Annotated in this window: 19 protein-coding genes; 14 read left to right on the top strand and 5 right to left on the bottom strand. The window is 70.2% G+C overall.

All coding sequences use genetic code 11. The features are described from left to right. The first annotated feature begins 16 nt into the window (after positions 1–16). Positions 17–922, top strand: a complete 906-nt coding sequence (locus tag HNQ67_RS01115; protein WP_246347394.1) for an agmatinase family protein — start codon at positions 17–19, stop codon at positions 920–922. Continuing rightward, complete coding sequence (hutI, locus tag HNQ67_RS01120; protein WP_183251554.1) at positions 919–2130, top strand: imidazolonepropionase; 1212 nt, start codon at positions 919–921, stop codon at positions 2128–2130. The genes HNQ67_RS01115 and hutI overlap by 4 nt, the downstream gene beginning before the upstream one ends. 142 nt (positions 2131–2272) lie before the next feature. Here the strand turns inward: hutI and HNQ67_RS01125 are convergent, their stop codons facing one another. Continuing rightward, positions 2273–2875, bottom strand: a complete 603-nt coding sequence (locus HNQ67_RS01125) for a nitroreductase family protein (protein ID WP_183251557.1) — start codon at positions 2873–2875, stop codon at positions 2273–2275. A gap of 45 nt (positions 2876–2920) precedes the next feature. On the opposite strand from HNQ67_RS01125, the gene HNQ67_RS01130 reads away from it, so the two are divergent. From HNQ67_RS01130 to HNQ67_RS01140, 3 genes are all read left to right on the top strand, one after another. Continuing rightward, on the top strand, positions 2921–3571 hold the full coding sequence (locus tag HNQ67_RS01130) for an NUDIX domain-containing protein (protein ID WP_183251560.1): 651 nt from the start codon (positions 2921–2923) through the stop codon (positions 3569–3571). Positions 3572–3591: 20 nt separating this feature from the next. Next, the gene (gene cysE, locus HNQ67_RS01135) at positions 3592–4413 is read left to right on the top strand and encodes a serine O-acetyltransferase (RefSeq protein WP_183251563.1); all 822 of its coding nucleotides are present in this window, start codon (positions 3592–3594) and stop codon (positions 4411–4413) included. Between the two features lie 77 nt (positions 4414–4490). Continuing rightward, a complete protein-coding gene (locus HNQ67_RS01140) occupies positions 4491–4703 on the top strand; it encodes a DUF3126 family protein (RefSeq protein ID WP_055832479.1) in 213 nt (70 codons plus the stop codon). A gap of 87 nt (positions 4704–4790) precedes the next feature. On the opposite strand, the gene HNQ67_RS01145 is transcribed toward HNQ67_RS01140, so the two are convergent. Next, the gene (locus tag HNQ67_RS01145) at positions 4791–5147 is read right to left on the bottom strand and encodes a hypothetical protein (protein WP_183251565.1); all 357 of its coding nucleotides are present in this window, start codon (positions 5145–5147) and stop codon (positions 4791–4793) included. Between the two features lie 196 nt (positions 5148–5343). Between HNQ67_RS01145 and HNQ67_RS01150 the strand changes: the two genes are divergently transcribed. The 6 genes from HNQ67_RS01150 to HNQ67_RS01175 all read left to right on the top strand — a co-directional run bounded on the left by HNQ67_RS01150 (position 5344) and on the right by HNQ67_RS01175 (position 11312). Beyond that, complete coding sequence (locus HNQ67_RS01150; protein ID WP_183251567.1) at positions 5344–6213, top strand: 50S ribosomal protein L11 methyltransferase; 870 nt, start codon at positions 5344–5346, stop codon at positions 6211–6213. Further along, complete coding sequence (locus HNQ67_RS01155; RefSeq protein ID WP_183251569.1) at positions 6210–6884, top strand: SMI1/KNR4 family protein; 675 nt, start codon at positions 6210–6212, stop codon at positions 6882–6884. The genes HNQ67_RS01150 and HNQ67_RS01155 overlap by 4 nt, the downstream gene beginning before the upstream one ends. 84 nt (positions 6885–6968) lie before the next feature. Beyond that, on the top strand, positions 6969–7448 hold the full coding sequence (locus HNQ67_RS01160) for a hypothetical protein (RefSeq protein ID WP_183251571.1): 480 nt from the start codon (positions 6969–6971) through the stop codon (positions 7446–7448). Positions 7449–8374: 926 nt separating this feature from the next. Next, a complete protein-coding gene (locus HNQ67_RS01165; protein ID WP_183251573.1) occupies positions 8375–9745 on the top strand; it encodes a class II 3-deoxy-7-phosphoheptulonate synthase in 1371 nt (456 codons plus the stop codon). A 1-nt stretch (position 9746) separates the two neighbouring features. Continuing rightward, a complete protein-coding gene (locus tag HNQ67_RS01170; protein WP_183251575.1) occupies positions 9747–10319 on the top strand; it encodes a prephenate dehydratase domain-containing protein in 573 nt (190 codons plus the stop codon). A 234-nt stretch (positions 10320–10553) separates the two neighbouring features. Next, complete coding sequence (locus HNQ67_RS01175) at positions 10554–11312, top strand: chorismate mutase (protein ID WP_183251576.1); 759 nt, start codon at positions 10554–10556, stop codon at positions 11310–11312. Here the strand turns inward: HNQ67_RS01175 and HNQ67_RS01180 are convergent. Together HNQ67_RS01180 and panC are read right to left on the bottom strand one after the other, a co-directional pair. Next, positions 11309–11791: a DUF305 domain-containing protein gene (locus HNQ67_RS01180; protein ID WP_183251578.1), complete on the bottom strand. Its 483-nt coding sequence runs from the start codon at positions 11789–11791 to the stop codon at positions 11309–11311. The two genes, HNQ67_RS01175 and HNQ67_RS01180, sit on opposite strands and share 4 nt — an antisense overlap. Positions 11792–11840: 49 nt before the next feature. Further along, entirely contained in the window at positions 11841–12701 is an 861-nt protein-coding gene (panC, locus tag HNQ67_RS01185; protein ID WP_183251580.1) for a pantoate--beta-alanine ligase, read from the bottom strand. Positions 12702–12777: 76 nt separating this feature from the next. Between panC and HNQ67_RS01190 the strand changes: the two genes are divergently transcribed. The 3 genes from HNQ67_RS01190 to HNQ67_RS01200 all read left to right on the top strand — a co-directional run bounded on the left by HNQ67_RS01190 (position 12778) and on the right by HNQ67_RS01200 (position 14797). Then, positions 12778–13419 (top strand): SPOR domain-containing protein, encoded by a 642-nt coding sequence (locus HNQ67_RS01190; RefSeq protein WP_183251582.1) that lies wholly within the window; start codon positions 12778–12780, stop codon positions 13417–13419. A gap of 114 nt (positions 13420–13533) precedes the next feature. Continuing rightward, positions 13534–14373, top strand: coding sequence for a division plane positioning ATPase MipZ (locus tag HNQ67_RS01195; RefSeq protein ID WP_183251584.1), 840 nt, complete (start codon positions 13534–13536; stop codon positions 14371–14373). Positions 14374–14377: 4 nt separating this feature from the next. After that, positions 14378–14797: a J domain-containing protein gene (locus HNQ67_RS01200; protein WP_183251586.1), complete on the top strand. Its 420-nt coding sequence runs from the start codon at positions 14378–14380 to the stop codon at positions 14795–14797. Here the strand turns inward: HNQ67_RS01200 and topA are convergent. Beyond that, complete coding sequence (gene topA, locus HNQ67_RS01205) at positions 14794–17433, bottom strand: type I DNA topoisomerase (RefSeq protein ID WP_183251588.1); 2640 nt, start codon at positions 17431–17433, stop codon at positions 14794–14796. The two genes, HNQ67_RS01200 and topA, sit on opposite strands and share 4 nt — an antisense overlap. Between the last annotated feature and the right edge of the window lie 46 nt (positions 17434–17479).

Consider the following 17479-nt stretch of genomic DNA (forward strand, 5'->3'; position numbering starts at 1 on the left):
TCTACGCTGCCCGCCCATGACCATGGAAGACTCAGACGCCCTCGGCTGGAGAAGCATCGCTGATCTCGTCGGCGACCACCCCGACGCACCCGTCGCCCTCATCGGCGCCGGCCTCAACGAGCGCTCCCTGACGCCCGGTCGCTGCGACCTCGGCCCCAGGGCCTTCCGCGCCGTCCTGCCGCGTTTCTCGACCTATGATGTCGAGACCGGCGCCGAGCTCTCGACGCGCATCCACGACGCCGGCGACCTGCCGTTGAAAGCCCTGTCGCCCGCCGACGCCTTCGAGCCCGTCCGCGACGCCGTGGCCGGGCAGGGGCGCCGCGCCCTGACCGTCCTGATCGGCGGCAACAACGCTATCACCCGCCCCGGCGTCCACGCCCTCGGCCTCGCCAAAGGACTGTCCAGCGCCGGCCTGCTCACCCTCGACGCCCATTTCGACCTGCGCGACACAGACCAGGGCCTGACCAACGGCAATCCGGTCCAGGCCCTGCTCGAGGACGGGCTCGACGGCCGCCGCATCAGCCAGATCGGTCTCGCCCCCTTCGCCAACACCAGGCGGGCGCATGACAAGGCGAAGGCGGCGGGCATCAGCGTCCGCACCGCCCGCGACTGCCGCCAACGGGGCCTCGCCGCCGTCGCGACCGAGGAACTCGACCGCCTCTCGGCGCTCTGCGACGTCCTCTACGTCGATTTCGACATCGACGTCATCGACCGCAGCCAGTGGCCCGCCTCGCCCGGCGCCCGCCCCGGCGGCGTGTCGGCGCAGGACTTCTTCGACGCCGCCCGGGTCATCGGCGCCCATCCGAAGGTCAGGGTCGTCGACCTGACCGAATACGACCCCTCGCTCGAGATCGGCGACCTCGGCTCGCTCACCGCCGGGCGCTGGTTCTGCGAACTGCTGGCCGGGTTCGAAACGCGATGAAGGCCGACCTGCTCATCACCGACTGCCGCCTCGCCACCATGGCGGAGAGCGGAGAACCCTATGGCGCGATCGAGGACGCCGCCGTGCTGATCGCCGGGGGCCGCATCCTCTGGACCGGCCCCCGCGCCGACCTGCCGCCGCATCAGGCCGCCCGGACCGACCGCCTCGACGGCCGCTGGGTCACGCCCGGCCTGATCGACTGCCACACCCATCTGGTGTTCGGCGGCGACCGTTCCGGCGAGTTCGAACAGCGGCTCGGCGGCGCCGCCTATGAGGACATCGCCCGCGCCGGCGGCGGCATCGTCTCGACCATGACCGCCACCCGCGCGGCCTCCGAAGACGCCCTCTACGCCGCCGCCCTGACCCGGCTGGCGGGCCTCAAGGCCAGCGGCGTCACCACCGTCGAGATCAAGTCCGGCTACGGCCTCGACCATGACGGCGAGCTGAAGATGCTGCGCGTCGCCCGCCGCCTCGGCGCTGAGGCCGGGGTCCGCGTCCGCACCAGCTATCTCGGCCTCCACGCCGTCCCGCCCGAACATCGCGCCGACCGCGCCGCCTATGTGAACAAGGCTGTGGATGAAATCCTCCCCGCGGCCCATGCCGAGGGTCTGGTCGACGCCGTCGACGCCTATTGCGAACCCATCGCCTTCTCGACCGACGAAGTCGCCCGTCTGTTCGACAAGGCCCGCGCCCTCGGCCTGCCGGTCAAGCTCCACGCCGACCAGCTCTCCGACGGCGGCGGCGCGGCACTCGCGGCGCGCTACAACGCCCTGTCCGCCGACCACATCGAGCACACCACGGAGGCGGGCGTCCAGGCCATGGCGCAAGCCGGGGTCGTCGCCGTCCTGCTGCCGGGGGCCTATCTGATGCTGCGCGAAACCACCCCGCCGCCCGTCGACCTGCTGCGCCGGCACAGGGTGGCCATGGCCGTGGCCACCGACTGCAATCCCGGCACCTCGCCCGTCGCCTCGATGACGGCGGCGCTCAACCTCGCCTGCGTCCAGTTCCGCCTCACCCCGGAGGAGGCGCTGGCCGGGGCCACGCGGGTCGCGGCCAAGGCTCTCGGCCTCGCCGATGTCGGCGTCATCGTCCCCGGCATGGCCGCCGACCTGGCCGTCTGGGACATCGAGCGCCCCGCCGAGCTCTGCTACTGGCTCGGCAAACCGCTGCTGCACGCCCGCTACCTCGCCGGCGTCGCCGATCGGTAATCGCCCGGAAGGGCGAATCCCCGCATCCTCCGTCCATGCGCTTCGCCCGTGACCGCACCGAAGGTGTTCTGCTCGCCGCCCTGATCGCGGTGACCGTGGCGCTCGCCGTCGCCACCGGCCTGTCCATCGAGGCAGTGTTCGCTCAACTTCGGTAGTCGACCTTCGCGGCCATGTCGGGCCGCGGCCGCTCCAGCGCCGGCTCCGCCAGCGTTCCGACATGGATGAAGCCGGCCACCTGCTCGCCCGCCTTCACGCCCACTAAATCAAGCGCCTGCGGGTCATAGCTGTACCAGTCCGTAATCCAGCTGGCGCTGTAACCCAACGCATGGGCGGCGTGTTCGAGGTTCATGCACACCGCCCCGGCCGACAACTGCTGCTCCCACACCGGCACCTTGTGCCCCTCGATCGGGGTCGACACCACCAGGATGGTCAGCGGCGGCGCCGTCAGCTTGGCCAGCACATTGCGGGCCTTGACCGGGTCCGTCTGCCGCGCCGCGTGGGGCAGCAGGGCCTCGGCCAGCGCCGCCCGGCTCTCCGGCCCCATGACCACGAACCGCCACGGGAACAGCTTGCCGTGATCCGGCGTGCGCGCGCCGAGATGCAGGATGCGCTCGATCTCGGCCGGGGAAGGACCCGGGCCGGTCAGGGCCTGCGCCGGGGCCGACCGGCGCACCGCGAGGCGGGCCTGCAGTTCGGGCGAGGGTGTGGGGAGGGGCAGGGCCTGGCCCAGATCGGCGTCGGACATGTCGCCTAGCTAGTCGTCCGCGCGCCTCTGCGCCATATGCGGCGCATGACCGATTCCCGTGACGACTTCGACGCCGACCGCCCCACCCCCGGCTGGGACGACCCCGCCGACCGCCCGCCGCCGTGGCGCAGCGAGGGCGAGACGACGCTGTTCGCGAGCCCGTGGATGCGCCTGACCCGACATCCGGCTGTCGCCCCGACCGGGCTCGAGGCCGACTATGTGGTCATGCGCCCGCGCAACCTCTCGGTCGGCGTGCTGCCGGTACACGCCGATGGAACCGTCACCCTCGTCGGCCAGCAGCGCTTCGCCCTGATGAACTGGTCGTGGGAGATGCCCGAGGGCGGCGCCCCGTTTGACGAGGACCCCATCGAGGGCGCCCGCCGCGAATTGGCCGAGGAGGCGGGCCTGCGCGCCGCCCACTGGCGCGAGGCTCTGAAGGTCGAGATGAGCAACTCCATTACCGACGAACGGGCCCTCGCCTGGATCGCCTGGGATCTGTCGCCCGCGCCGTCGGAGCCCGATCCCACCGAGGTCCTCCGCGTCGCCCGCGTTCCCTTCGGCGACCTGCTGCGCGAAATCGGCCGCGGCGCGGTGCGCGACATGTTCACGGTGGCGACCACGCTGCGCGCCTACCATATGGCGCGCGAGGGCGACCTGCCGCCCGAATTGGCGAAGGCCATGCTGGCGAGCGTATGATGCTGTCAAAGGAGACCCGGATGCCCAAGCTCGAAGTCGTCGCCGAGACATCGGACATCTGGAGCCAGCTGCGCGCCGCCGCCCGGGACACCGCCCGCGCCGAGCCGCATCTGGCCTCGCAGATGAACGCCGTCATCCTGTCGCACGGCGATCTGGCGGCGGCCCTCGGCTTCCAGATCGCCCGCAAGCTCGGCGACGCCGAACTGGGCGCCATGTCGGTTCGCGAAATCTGCCGCGACGCCCACGAAGCCGATCCCGCGATCGTCGCCGCCGCCGAGGCCGACCTGCGGGCCGTGGCCGAGCGTGACCCGGCCATCAAGTCGCTGCTGCAGCCCTTCCTCTACTTCAAGGGCTTCCAGGCCTTGCAGGCGCATCGCGTCGCCCACTGGCTCTGGATCCAGGGTCGTGAGGCCCTCGCCTTCCATTTCCAGAGCCGCATGTCCGAACTGTTCCAGCTCGACATCCATCCGGCCGCCCGGCTCGGCTCGGGTCTGTTCCTCGACCACGGCACCGGTATCGTCATCGGCGAGACGGCGGTGGTCGGTGACGACGTCTCCATGCTGCACGCCGTGACCCTCGGCGGCACGGGGGCGCAGCGCGGCGATCGCCATCCCAAGATCGGCAAGGGCGTCCTGCTCGGCGCCGGCGCCAAGGTGCTCGGCAACATCACCGTCGGCGACTACGCCAAGGTGGCCTCCGGCTCCGTGGTGCTCAAGCCGGTCCCCGCCGGCTGCACCGTCGCCGGCGTCCCGGCCCGCCTGGTCAACTGCCCGACCGAGGCCGCCCCGGCCCGGACCATGGACCACACCCTGGCGGACGTCGTCTACGACTTCGTCATCTGAACGGGACGCGGAAACGCTTCCCCTGCGCCGGCCCTTTCTCTAGGGTCCGCCGCTCAATTCCAGACCTGAGGCCCACGATGAACACCGCCGACATGAAGCGCGTCGAGACGCACCTGAAGCGCACCTTCAACACCGGCGGCATCATCCTGAAGCCGCGCGGCAAGCCCAACGACTCCTGCGAGGTCTACGTCGGCGACGAGTTCATCGGCGTGGTCTTCGAGGACGAGGACGAGGCCGGCAGCTTCATGTTCGAAATGGCCATCCTCGCCGAGGACCTGCCGCAGGACTGACCCGCCGCCGGGCGACGCGCACGAAAAAGCGCCGGAGGATCGCTCCTCCGGCGCTTCGTCGTTTCAGGCCGAAGCCTCAGACCCGGATCAGCGCTTGCCGAAGATCCCGTCGAGGATCTTGGTCAGGAAGCCGCGCTTGTCGGCCGGCTTGGCGGCGGGCGCCGGAGCCGGAGCCGGAGCGGCGGTCGCGGGCTTGGGAGCCGGGGCGGCGGCGGGCCGGGCGGCCGGAGCGGCGGCCTTCGGCGCAGCGGGCTTCGGAGCAGCGGCCTTGGCGGCCGGCTTCTTCGCGGCGACCGGCTTCTTCGCGGCGGCGGCCTTCGGAGCCGCGGCCTTTGCGGCCGGCTTGGCGGCGGCCTTCGGCGTGGCTTTCGGGGCGGGCTTGGCGACCGGTTTCTGGGCGGCGGCCGGCTTGGGTGCGGCGGCCTTCGCGGGCGCCTTGGTCACGGCCGGCTTCGCGGCGCTCGACTTTGCCGCCGGTTTCGGCTTGGAAGCGGCGGTCGCCGCCTTCGGTTTTGCGGTGCTCGGCTTGGACGGTGCTTTAGCCATGGATTCCCCGACCCCTCGGTTCAGTTGGTTGATGCTGGCGCAGGAGAGCACGCCAGCGCGTGTCCCGAGTCGTCATGATAGCGGTGTTTGAGAAATGTCCGAGTCCGCAGTTCAAATAATCGCGAGAGGCCCGCGCGCCATCGCCGAGGCCGCCGCCGCCGCGCTCGATTCCGACCCGTTGCTGGAGGGGGCGACCTACTCCATCCTCGAGGAAGACGAGGACAGGGGCGTCTGGCGCATCGACGCCTTCCCCAATGACGCGGACGACGTGCGCGGCATCGAGGCCCATCTGAAGTCCCACGACGGCCTGGCCGTCATCGTCGAGAAACTGGCCGACGCCGACTGGCTGGCCATGTCCCTGTCCGGTCTGCCGCCGGTGCGGGCCGGGCGCTTCTTCGTCTACGGCGCCCATGACGAGGGCGTGGTGCCGCGCAACACCGTCAATCTCAAGATCGACGCCGGCGCCGCCTTCGGCACCGGCCATCACGGCACCACGGTCGGCTGCCTCGTGGCTTTCGACGAGCTGCTCAAGCGCGAGCGGTTCGAGCGGGTCCTCGACGTCGGCTGCGGCACCGGCATCCTCGCCATCGCGGCGGCGAAGACCGGATCGAAGGTCGCCCTCGGCACCGACATCGACGAGCCCTCGGTCCGCATCGCCAATGAGAACGCCAGGCTGAACCTCGCCAACGCCCGCTTCGTCCACGCCTTCGGCCTCAACGACCGCAAGGTGCGGGGGCAGGGACCCTACGACCTCGTCTTCGCCAACATCCTCGCCCCGCCGCTGGTCAGCCTGTCCCAGGACATTAAGGAGGCGCTCGCCCTCGGCGGCGTCGCCATCCTCTCCGGCCTGCTGCGCACCCAGGAGCGGCGCGTCACCGCCGCCTATCTGTCGCGCGGCTTCGTCCTCGAACGCCGCATCCGCCGCGACGCCTGGAGCGCCCTGGTGCTGCGCCGGGTCGGATGATCTGGGAGGGGGCGGAGGTCCTGCTGGCGCGGCTGGAGCGCTGGCGGCCCGGCGGTTGGGTCGAGCATGCCGGCGGCGGGCTGCAGGTTTGCCACACGCCGAAGGAAGGCTCCCACGCCTACCTTCACTGGCTCTATCCCGGGCTGTCGGAGGAACGCTTGGCCCAGACCGAGGCCGTCTATGATCGCCCGCTGCCCGCCGAATACAGACGCTACCTCGGCTGGTCGAACGGCGGGTGCTTCTTCGCCGGGCATCTCGGACTCAACGGCAGCCACATACGCGAAGCCGCCCGCGACCCACTCGATCGAAGCGGCGTCGGGATCGGCCAGCCGATCAGCCTCGACCATGGCAACCTGTTCGGACGACCGGCCGGCGCGCCGGCGACGGCCTGGATGATTGGCCACATCTCGGGCTGGTCGGGGCAGGGAAGCCTTCTGCTCCATCAGTCTGGCGAGGTTCGACTGTGCTCGAATACCGATGCGGGCGATGTGGCTGCGGTCTGGGGCTCGTTCGGCGAGATGCTGCTGGCGGAGTTCGACCGGATGGGCGCTCTGGTCGGCGACCGTGGAGAAGCGCTGGTCGAGTACGTCCAGTTTCTCCCCGAGGGGGGGCGCCGATGGGAGCAGCCTCCGAAAAGGCGGTGGAGCCTGCGATCACTTCTGGGCGGGTGACCGGCTTGCTGACCCGCCGAGTGGGTTAACGGGCGGAACGGAGGACGGGCGGGGCCGTTGCGCCAGTTCAATGGAGGACTGTCCGTGACCCACTACGATCCCAACGACCCCAATCGCCCGCTTCCCCCGGGTGACCGGATGGAAACCGTGGACACCATCGTCGTCGGCCCCGGCGGCGTCAGCGAGACGGTCGAGACCGTCGTGGTTCGCGAGTCCAACACCGGTTGGTGGATCGCCGGCATTCTCGCCGCCCTGGTGCTGCTGGCCGTGCTGTGGATCCTGTTCGCCCGCGGCGAACCTGCTGCCGACGACGCCCTGCTCGACGCCCGTCTGGACGCCGCCGAGGCCCAGGCCCAGCGGGACGCCGCCCTCGTCCAGGGTCAGGTCGCCGGCGCCCAGGCCAGCGTTGACGTCGCTCGCGCCAACGCCGCCGCGGCGGAGGCCCAGGCCCGCGCCGCCGAAGCGCGCAGCGCCCCGCCAGTGGTGATCGAACGCGAGGTCCCCGTGCCCGCCCCGGCCCAGACCGGCCCCGCCGTCGTCAGCCCCACGGCCCCGCAGAACTGACCGCCTCCTCGTCTCCTCCCTGTTCGCGCAGCGAATGGGGAGGGGGACCGCGAAGCGGTGGAGGGGTTGGCGGCCGCCGTCCCGGGCGTAGACCCGTCTTCGGCTGGCTGGTTCGTCACAACGACCACGGCGAAGCGAAGCCACAACGGACACGACGGGAACGAGCCCCGCTTCGCCTTCGCGGGCCCTTGCCCGCCATCCATCGACTGAGTCTCCCTGCGTTAGCCGCCGCCCCGCCGGCCCCGTCGTGTCCGTTGTGACGAACCTCGGCTCTCAAGGGCCATGTCGCTGTGCTGACAATCCGCGAAATTATAGTCGGGTTCAGCGGACGATTTCCGGCCTTTTCAGCCACATAGTCGAATCTAGAATCGATCTTCCATCCGCATAAACGGGCCGGTCTACACTCTTCCCATCCCGTCGGTGGGGAGGGCGTCGGATCCACGTTCTCGATGTCGGCGGGCTGTGGTCGAGCGATGAAGCCCGGGCGACGGAGAGTCCGGGGGTCCTCGAGACGGTCGATGGATGGCCGTCGCTTGCTCGCCGCGCGCTAATGGAAGCGGGCTGCTGACGTCAGCAACATGCCGTCATGTCCGCCCCGCGTCGAAGTCAGCAATGGCGGCGGCGGTGATCCGGCAAGGCTCGAATGACAGGGCCGCCAGCCGGAGGGCGCGTGGATAACGACCGCGCGGGACAGTCTGTCTCGTCGAAACGGTATTCACATCCCAACCGGGCGAGGCCCGGCTGTCCCGCGCCCTCCCCAACCGCTTTTCCCGAAGCGGCGCAGAGTCCTGCCTTTTCCCTCCCCGTCCCGGGGAGGGATGTCGACGCGCCAGCGGCGACAGGGTGGGGCGGCGCCGGGGACGGAAAAACCTCATGCGTCACAACGGTTCATTGTCCACAGCCCGCCCTCCGCCTATCTTGCCCAAATGAGCCGCTGGACGCCCGAGAGCTGGAGATCGAAACCCGTCGTGCAGATGCCGACGGACTATCCGGACATGGCCGCCCTGCAGCGCGTCGAGGACGAGCTGCGCACCATGCCGCCGCTGGTCTTCGCCGGCGAGGCGCGGACCCTGACCGCGAAACTGGCCCAGGTCGAGGCCGGCGAGGCCTTCCTGCTCCAGGGCGGCGACTGCGCCGAGAGCTTCAAGGAGTTCTCGACCGACAACATCCGCGACACCTTCCGCCTGATCCTGCAGATGGCCGTGGTCCTGACCTTCGCCGGGCGCAAGCCGGTGGTGAAGGTCGGCCGCATCGCCGGCCAGTTCGCCAAGCCGCGCTCCTCGTCGCTGGAAACCGTCGGCGAGCAGACCCTGCCCAGCTACCGCGGCGACATCATCAACGGCATGGGCTTCACCCCGGCCGAGCGCGTGCCGGATCCGCAGCGGCTGATCCGCGCCTATAACCAGTCCGCCTCGACGCTGAACCTGCTTCGCGCCTTCGCCGGCGGCGGCTACGCCGACCTCTACAACATCCACCGCTGGACCATGGGCTTTGCGGCCGACAGCGCCTACGGCGCCAAATACCGCGACCTGGCCGACAAGATCACCGAGGCCCTGGCCTTCATGGAGGCGGTCGGCGTCAATCCCGACAGCCATCCGGACCTCAGCCGGGTCGAGGTCTTCACCAGTCACGAAGCCCTGCTGCTCAATCTCGAGAGCGCCCTGACCCGTCTCGACGGCGCCTCCGGCGAATGGTTCGACACCTCCGCCCACATGGTCTGGATCGGCGAGCGCACCCGTCAGCTGGATGGGGCCCACGTCGAGTTCGCCCGCGGCATCCGAAATCCGGTGGGCCTCAAGTGCGGTCCGACCATGGAGCCCGACGAACTGCTCGCCCTGATCGACGTGCTCAACCCCGACAATACGCCGGGCCGCCTGACCCTGATCGGCCGCTTCGGGGCCGACAAGGTCGGCGACCGGCTGCCGCGTCTGATGAAGGCGGCGAAGGAGAACGGCAAGCGCGTGGTCTGGTCGATCGACCCGATGCACGGCAATACGCTGAAGGCCGGCAACGGCTTCAAGACCCGCCCGTTCGAGCGCATCCTCGGCGAGGTTCGCAGCTTCATCGACGTGGCCGAGGCCGAGGGCGTCCACCCCGGCGGCGTCCATCTGGAAATGACCGGCCAGAACGTCACCGAATGTATCGGCGGGGCCCAGGCCCTGACCGAGGACGACCTGTCCAGCCGCTATCACACCCATTGCGATCCGCGCCTCAACGCCGACCAGGCGCTGGAACTGGCCTTCCTCGTCGCCGAACGACTCAAGGCCGGTCGGCGGCCGCAGTCCGAGGCGGCCTGAGATGGAAGGCGTCGGCCGCCCCGACGGCGACGACGCCCCCGGTCGCTGCGCCTATCAGGGCGCGCCCGGCGCCTTCAGCCACGAGGCCGTCATCGATCTGCGCCCGTGGGACGAACCGGTCGCCTACGACAGTTTCGAAGCCGCCATCGCCGCCTTGAAGGCGGGGCAGGTGGGCTGCGCCCTGATCCCCGTCGAGAACACCACCATCGGCCGCGTCGAGCCGGCCGCCTCGCTGGTCGAGACGGCGGGGTTGACCGTGGTGTCCGAGGTCTGGCGACCGATCCGGCTCGCCCTGATGGCTCCGGCCGGCGCCCGTCTCGGCGACGTCCGGACGGCCGAGAGCCACCCGGCCGCGCTCGGGCAGTGCACGGGCGCCCTCGCGGCGCTCGGCATCCGGCCGGTCGAGGCCTTCGACACCGCCGGCGCGGCCCGCGCCGTGGCCGAGGCCAATGATCCCGCCCGCGCCGCCGTCGCGCCCGCCCGCGCCGCCGAGGTTTATGAGCTGTCGATTCTGCGCAACGATATTCAGGATTCGGCCGACAACCGCACACGCTTTGTCCTGCTCAGCGCCTGAATGGCTTGACGACGCACGATCCTTGCGCCCAATGGATCCCATGGTCCGCTCGCCAGCCACCGCTGCGACTGCATTCGCCGGCTCCACCGCCGCCGCGGACCTGTATTTCTACGGCTTTCGATACGCCGGCTGAGGCGTCGGGCATCGCGTCCTGACCGCCTCGCCGGCGACCGCTCCGCGACGGAGCGGCGGCTCGCAAAACGCCCGGCCCCAACGAAATCCGAAAGTCCTCCCATGCCCCCGTGCACGCTCCAGCAAGTCTGGCCCGCCCCCCTCGACGTCTCTCCCGAGCAGATGGCGCTCGCCGCCCTGCGCCACGAGATCGACGTCCTCGACGACCAGCTCCTCGCCCTGTTCGAACGCCGCCTCGCCATCGCCGCCCGCGTCGGCAAGGCCAAGGACGCGCCCTCCGGCCCGCATCTCAAACTCCGCCCCGACCGCGAGCAGAGCGTCCTCGACCGGGTAGTCGCCCAGGCCGCCCCCGACAACCGCGAGGCCGTGGAATCCCTGTGGCGCCAGATCGTCGGCTGGGGGCTGGCGCGGCAGGGGAGGGTGCAGGTGCGGGTCTGGTCGCCGGTCGAGCCGACCCGCGCCTTCGACGGCGCCCGGCTGCGCTTCGGCGACGCGGCGGACATGAAGGTCGCCCGCGATCCGCAGGCGGCACTCGCCTGGGCCGCCGAGGGCCATGGCGTGGCGGTGCTGGCGATCAACGCCGGCGATCCGTGGTGGATCGGCCTGCGCCGCGAGTGGGGGTCGCTCTGCGTCTTCGACGGCTTCGGCGGCGAGACGCCCACGGCCCTGGCCGTCGGCCGCATCGATCCTGCCGCCCTGCCCGGCGGACGCCGCGTGCTGATCACCGCCGGGGGCGACGCCGGCGACGGCTCCGGTCTGCGCCGCTGCGGCCTCGACACGCATCATGGCTGGAGCCTGTCGCTGACCGACGCGCCCGTCTCCCTCGGCGGCGACGAAGGCTGCGTGGGCGCGATCGGCTAGGGGGACGGCTGCAGCACCGGCGCGTCGGCCGGAGGATTCCGCTCCAGATCGGCGATCAGGGCGTTCATCTCGTCGATCTCGCGGCGCTGGGCCGCGATGATCTCGTCGGCCAGCTTGCGGACTCGCGGATCGCGGATCTGCGCCCGCTCGCTGGTCAGGACGGCGATCGAGTGGTGCGGGATCATCGCCTTCATATAGGCCACGTCCCCGACCGTGGTCTGGCTCCGCACCAGAGCCAGCGACCCTGCGAACACCAGCGTCGCGCCGGCGAGGATGGCGAGATTGACCCGCCGGTCCGGATACATCTTCAGCATGAACAGCAGCATGACCACGGCCATCGCCGCCCCCATGACCAGCGCCATGAAGGCCCGCGTCTCGCTGAAGCGGACATGCTCGATGGCGTAGGTGTTCAGATACATCAGGCCGAACATGACGACCGTCGAGACGGCGATCATGGCGGCGAAGCGGGCGTAGCTCATCGTATCCTCCAGGCTGTCCTGGAGAGAAACGGGGGGGCGGCGGCGTGGTTCAGATCGCCAGGTTATCGATCAGTCGGGTCTTCCCCAGCCAGGCGGCGGCGAGGATGCGGGCGGGCGCATCGACTGCGCCGCCCTCGAACACGCCCATGTCATCGGCCCGGCGGACGGCGACATAGTCGACGTGGCTGAAGCCGGCGCCGAGCAGGGCCTCGACCGCCTCCGCTGCGACCTCTTCGATGGCGGCCCCGCTCGCGATCCGCGCCCCGGCCTCGGCCAGCACCCCGTTCAGCCGCCGGGCCACCGTCAGCTCCGCCTCGGACAGATAGGCGTTGCGCGATGACAGGGCGAGGCCGTGACCATCCCGGATGGTCGGCGAGCCGACGATCTCGACCGGAATATCCAGATCACGAACCAGCCGCCGGATGACGATCAACTGCTGGAAATCCTTCTCGCCGAACACCGCCGTGTCGGGCTGCACCTGATTCAGCAGCTTGGCCACCACCAGGGCCACGCCGCCAAACATATGCGGCCGGCACTTGCCCTCCAGCCCTTCGGCGGGAGCGCCGACGGAGACCGTGGTGGTGGCGCCCGGCCGATACATCTCCGCGACCTCGGGCGCATACATCAGATCGCAACCCGCGCCGGCCAGCAGCTCGGCGTCACGGGCCTCCTGACGGGGATAGGTCCCAAGGTCCTCATGAGCGGCGAACTGGGCCGGATTCACGAACACGCTGGCCACCACCCGGTCGGCTCGTTCACCCGCTTCCCGAACCAGAGCCAGATGCCCCTCGTGCAACGCCCCCATGGTCGGCACGAAGCCGACGGTGAACCCCTGCCGCTTCCAGCCGCTTACCGTCTGGCGCAGCTCCGCGATGGTGCGGACGACGGGCAGGTCAGGGGTGCCGGGCATGGTGAACGAATTAACCCTTCGCCTTAAGCGTGCTTGTGAACCGGGCTTCAAAGTCCGGCGTGCCAGTGTCCCGCTTATGACGCCGCGCCACATAATCCGTCCAGTGCTGGCCTGTCTGGCCGCAGCCTCCCTGTCCGCCTGCGGCATGGTCGAGGCCGATCCGCACCGCTTCGAGAATATGGCCAACGCCATCGCCGCCATCCCGTTGGACGGGCAGGCGCAACAGGCTGGGTCCCGCTCGCCGGTGGTCCGCACCGCCGCCGACGCCGGACTGCGCCCGGCCCTGAAGGTTCAGGTCATGGATCCGCATGCCCTGTGGGACGCCCGCGACGGCGGTCTGAACGGTTTGGTGGAGCAGCAAGGCCAGCGCCTCGCCGCCGCCGCCGCGCCCGCGGTGGCCGACGCCGTGGTCCGCGACGTGTCCACCCGCATCGACGGCGCCGCCGCGCGGGCCGGCTTGCGGCCGGCGCATGCCCCGCGCCCTCCGGCCCCGCACCGCCCCGCCAAACTGGTCCAGATCGGGGCCTATTCGAGCGAGGCCGCGGCCCGCGCCGCCTGGGCCCGCCTCGATCTCGACGGACTGTCGCCGGTCTATGAGGCCGTCGAGGTCGGCGGCCGCCGCCTGACCCGGCTCAAGGTCAACGCCCCGTCAACCGCCGCCGCCGCCGTCTGCGCCGCCGCCGGCGTCGACGATCCGTGGTGCCACCGCGCCGCCTGAGGCGCGGCATCCACAGTCCGATCCTCCGCGCTCGTTGACGGCGCGCCCGGACCCGGCGATTCTGCCGCTTCAGGGCCGCGCGTCGAGTCGGCGGCCGTCGGAGCATCGGATTTCATGACTGACCCCACGGTCATCGTCGTCGGCAACGAGAAGGGCGGGGCGGGCAAGTCCACCCTCGCCATCCACATCGCCTGCGGCCTGCTGCACGCCGGCAAGACGGTGTCCATCATCGATCTGGACCTGCGCCAGCGCTCGATGGCCAAATTCTTCGCCAACCGCGCCGCCTGGATGGCCGGAAACGACCAGACCCTGCTGATGCCGTTCGAGCCCGATCTGGGCGACGGCAAGGCTCTCGCCCGGGCGGACGAGGCCGAGCAGCTGGCGCGCTTCGACGCCGCCTTCGCCGAGGCGCGGGCCGTGGCCGACTTCATCCTGATCGACACCCCGGGCGGCGACACCGTCCTGTCGCGCACCGCCCACGGCCTCGCCGACCAGATCGTCACCCCGATGAACGACAGCTTCGTCGACTTCGACCTGCTCGGCCACATCGACCCGGTCACCCTCGACCTGCTCAAGCCCTCGATCTATTCCGAGAGCGTCTGGGAGGCGCGCAAGCACCGCGCCGTCACCGAGGGCCGCGCCGCCGCCATCGACTGGATCGTGGTGGTCAACCGCATGGCCGTCGCCGCCGCCCGCAACCGTCAGCGCCTCGAGGAGCGGATGGAGAAGCTGGCCCGCCGGGTCGGTTTCCGCATGGGTCCCGGCCTGCGCGACCGCGTCATCTACCGGGAGCTCTTCCCCTTCGGCCTGACCGTCGCCGACCTGTCCAACGAGATCCGTCCGGTGCAGGTTTCGCTCGCTCACGTCGCGGCGCGGCAGGAACTGCGCAACCTGATGCAGGCGCTCGGTCTCGACGGCGGCTCGATGAACGCGCCGCTGGACGAAGCGGCGTGAAGTCTTGAGCCTGGTCTGGCTGGCGCTGGCGGCGATCGCCGTCTGGGCGCTGGTGCGGCTGGGCCGACAGACCGAGCGGCGCGGCCAGGGCCACTGGCGCGTCACCGCCACCCTGTTCAGCGCCGTGTTGATCGCCGCCGCCGTCCTGCTCGCCGCACGCGGTTCCTGGATGGCCGCCGCCGTTCTCGGTTCCGCCGGTCTGTGGCTGACGGTGTCGTCGCGACAGCGCCCGGCCATGCCGCGCGGCGAAACCATGAGCGCCGCCGAGGCGCGCTCCCTGCTGGGCGTTTCCACCGAGGCCAGTCGACAGGACATCCAGGCCGCCTGGAAGCGGCTGATGACCCGCGCCCACCCGGACCAAGGCGGTACCGCAGGCCTCGCTTCACGCCTCAACGCCGCCCGGGACCGGCTGCTGAAGGATTAGGCTTTCGCCGAGGCCTTCTTGGCGGCCGGCTTCTTCGCCGCAGCCTTCTTCGCGGCCGGCTTCTTCGCCGCAGCTTTCTTCGCGGCCGGCTTCTTGGCCGGAGCCTTCTTCGCCGCCGCCTTCTTGCCCTTTGGCGCCGCCGCCGCCCGCGCCGCCAGCAGGGGCAGGGCCTGCTCCAGCGTCAGCTCTTCGGGCGTTGTGCCCTTGGGCAGGGTGGCGTTGATCTTGCCCGACTTCACATAGGGCCCGAAGCGTCCGGCCATGACGTGAATCGGGTCGCCCGTCTCCGGGTGGGCCCCGAGGTCCTTCAGCGGGGCGGCGGCCGCGCCGCGTCCGCCGAACTTGCCGGCCCGCTTCTCGGCCAGCAGCACCACCGCCCGGTTGAGCCCGACTTCGAACACTTCATCGATGTCGGCGACGTTGGCGTAGGTTCCCGCGTGTTGCACGAACGGCCCGTAGCGGCCGAGGCCGGCGGTAATCGGCTTGCCGTCCTCTGGGTGGATGCCGACTTCGCGCGGCAAGGCCAGCAATCGCAGCGCCTGTTCCAGCGTCAGCGCTGCCGGCGACCAGCCCTTGGGCAGGGAAGATCGCTTCGGCTTCTCGGCCTCGGGCGGCATGGTCTCAACATAGGGGCCGAACCGGCCGATCTTCAGCTGCACCGGCTGGCCCGTCTCCGGGTCGACGCCCAGTTCGCGGTCCGTCCCGGCCTCTTCATTGGAGGCCCCGCTGCCGAAGCCGCGGGTGTATTTGCATTCCGGATAGTTCGAGCAGCCGATGAAGGTCGACTTCATCTTGAAGCTGGCCTTCAGGTGCAACCTTCCAGAGCCGCACACCGGGCAGAGGCGTGGGTCCGAGTCGTCGGCCTTGGGCGGGAACAGGAAGGGCCCGATGGCCTCGTCCAGCTTGTCGATCACGCCCTGCATGGCGGTGACGTCGGCCGTCGCCGGCTTCAGCTGGCCCCAGAACTCCCGCAGCAGCTTCTTCCAGTCCAGTTCGCCGGCCGAGACCTGGTCCAGCTGGCTCTCCAGATCGGCGGTGAAATCGTATTCTACCCACTGGCCGAAGAACTGCTCGAGGAAGGCCGTGACCAGACGGCCGGTGTCCTCGGGGATGAACCGGTTCTTGTCCATCCGCACATAGCCGCGGTCGCGCAGGGTGGTCAGGATCGAGGCGTAGGTTGACGGCCGCCCGATACCCAGCTCCTCCAGCTTCTTGACCAGGGTCGCTTCCGAGAAGCGTGGTGGCGGCTCGGTGAAGTGCTGCTCGGTCCGGATGGCCTCGACCTTCGCGGCCGCACCTTCCTTCAGCGCGGGCAGGCGGGTCGAATCGTCCTCGTCATCCTCGCCCGACTTCGGCCGGTCGTCGCGGCCCTCCTCATAGACCGCCATGAAGCCGTCGAAGGCCACCACCTGGCCGGTGGCGCGCAGGCCGGTCAGACCGTCCGGCGTCTCGACCTCGACCGTGGTCCGGTCCAGCCGCGCCGACTCCATCTGGCTGGCGATGGTTCGTTTCCAGATCAGCTCGTAGAGCCGCTGGAGATCGCCTTCCAGCCGGAGCGTCTCGGGCGCCCGGGCCATATTGGTCGGGCGGATGGCCTCGTGCGCCTCCTGGGCGTTCTTGGCCTTGCTCTTGTAATAGCGGGGCTGCTCCGGGACGTAGGCCGGGCCGAAGCGGTCGCCGATAACCTCGCGGGCCTGGGCGATGCCTTCGGGACTGACCGACAGGCCGTCGGTCCGCATATAGGTGATCAGGCCGCCCTGATCGTCGACGCCCTCGTACAGTTTCTGAGCCGCCTGCATGGTGCGCTGCGCGGTGAAGCCCAGCTTGCGCGAGGCTTCCTGCTGCAGGGTCGAGGTCATGAACGGGGGGCTGGGCGCGCGCTTGACCGGCTTCTTCTCGATCGAGCGGATGGTGAACTGGCCGGCGTTGATCGCCTCGCGCGCCGCCGCGGCCATGGCCTCCGAGACGATGTCCAAACGCTGCACCCGCTTGCCGGCGTGCTTGACCAGACGGGTGGTGAAGGGCGGACTGTCGGCGGTCAGGTCGGCCTCGACCGACCAGTATTCCTGCGGCCGGAAGGCCTCGATCTCCAGCTCGCGGTCGACGACGATGCGCAGCGCCACCGACTGCACCCGTCCGGCCGAACGCGCGCCCGGCAGCTTGCGCCACAGCACCGGCGACAGGGTGAAGCCCACCAGATAGTCCAGCGCGCGGCGGGCCAGATAGGCCTCGACCAGCTCCATATCCAGCTGGCGCGGATTGGCCATGGCTTCCAGCACGGCGCCCTTGGTGATGGCGTTGAAGGTGACCCGTTCGACGTGGGTGTCCTTCAGCGCCTTCTTCTTGGTCAGCACTTCGAGCACGTGCCAGCTGATCGCCTCGCCCTCGCGGTCGGGGTCGGTGGCGAGGATGACGCGGTCGGCCTTCTTCGCCGCCTCGGCGATCTCGGACATCCGCTTGGACGCCCTGGCGTCGACTTCCCACGACATGGCGAAGTCTTCGTCGGGCAGGACCGATCCATCCTTCGACGGCAGGTCGCGGATGTGACCGTAGGACGCCAGGACATGAAAGTCCGGGCCCAGATATTTGTTGATGGTCTTGGCCTTTGCGGGGCTCTCGACGACGACGAGGTTCATGCGGGGAGGGGGCCTTCAGGGGGCTCGAAAGGGGGCGGAACGTGGT

The organism is Brevundimonas basaltis (assembly GCF_014202075.1).
In the GTDB taxonomy this organism is placed as follows: domain Bacteria; phylum Pseudomonadota; class Alphaproteobacteria; order Caulobacterales; family Caulobacteraceae; genus Brevundimonas; species Brevundimonas basaltis.